This window comes from Oleiphilus sp. HI0132 (assembly GCF_001635845.1).
Window position 1 is genome coordinate 1 of the sequence record NZ_LWGJ01000084.1, and the last position, 899, is coordinate 899.

Genomic DNA, 899 nt, shown 5'->3' on the forward strand with positions numbered 1-899 from the left:
TTGAAATTTTACCCTTGAATTAACCTTTAGCCAGAGGAATTTTTAAGGTGAAGCAGGTGCCTACTTCTATCTGGCTCGTGACGCTGATTGTGCCGCCTAGTTTTCTTAAATATTCACGGCTTTGGTACACGCCGATTCCCATACCCGTAAGGCCTTTGGTACTTTCAAAAGGCTTAAATAATTGGTTCTGAATGAACTCTTCGCTCATACCAATGCCGCTGTCTTGTATAAAAAGAAAGATATGCTCGGAAGTTTGCTTGCTGGCAATGGAGACCTCTCCTGCTTTGTCGGTCGCATCTATGGCATTTTGAACGATATGCCCTATTGCGGAACGCAGTTGTTCTTTGTCTGCATGTATCCATATTGGCTGCTCAAGTGCTTCTAAAGACGGGGATGGGCTAGATTTTTTATGACTTTGGTAGATCTCTAGCAATATTTCACCTAGCTCAACGGAAGCTTCCTCATTGTTCTGGTTTGGATTATGAATTTGCTGTAGCAGGTGATCCATTTTCTCGACTGTATGGCTTGTCGTGCGAATCATATCGTCAACAAAAGCAGGGTTGGATTTGTGCTTTTCGGCATTCTTAACGAGCAAAGATAGCTGCGCGATAATGGTCTTTATATCATGAACCAGAAAGGCAGATGCTTTATTTACCGCTTCGAACTGCATGGCAGTACCTAGCTTTTCCTGAGAGTCACTTTGAACAATGTAGCTACATGCTTGCTGAGAAACAATTTTCAACAGGTCGTAATTCTCCCAGTTTAGGTCAATCGTTGCGATGGGTTCACATAGCAAGACTAATCCGGATAGGTTTTCACCGACCCCAAGGGGCAGAATCAGCCATGGGTGCTCGAGGTGAAGCATGCTTTCCGGAATTTCGATCAGCTTATATTTGCTT

Annotated in this window: 1 protein-coding gene; it reads right to left on the minus strand. The window is 43.6% G+C overall.

The window, feature by feature from the left end; genetic code table 11:
• Window positions 1–19: 19 nt before the first annotated feature.
• Window positions 20–899 (minus strand): XrtA/PEP-CTERM system histidine kinase PrsK (gene prsK, locus A3766_RS01165; protein ID WP_156508590.1); only part of this gene is annotated, 880 nt, incomplete at its 5' end.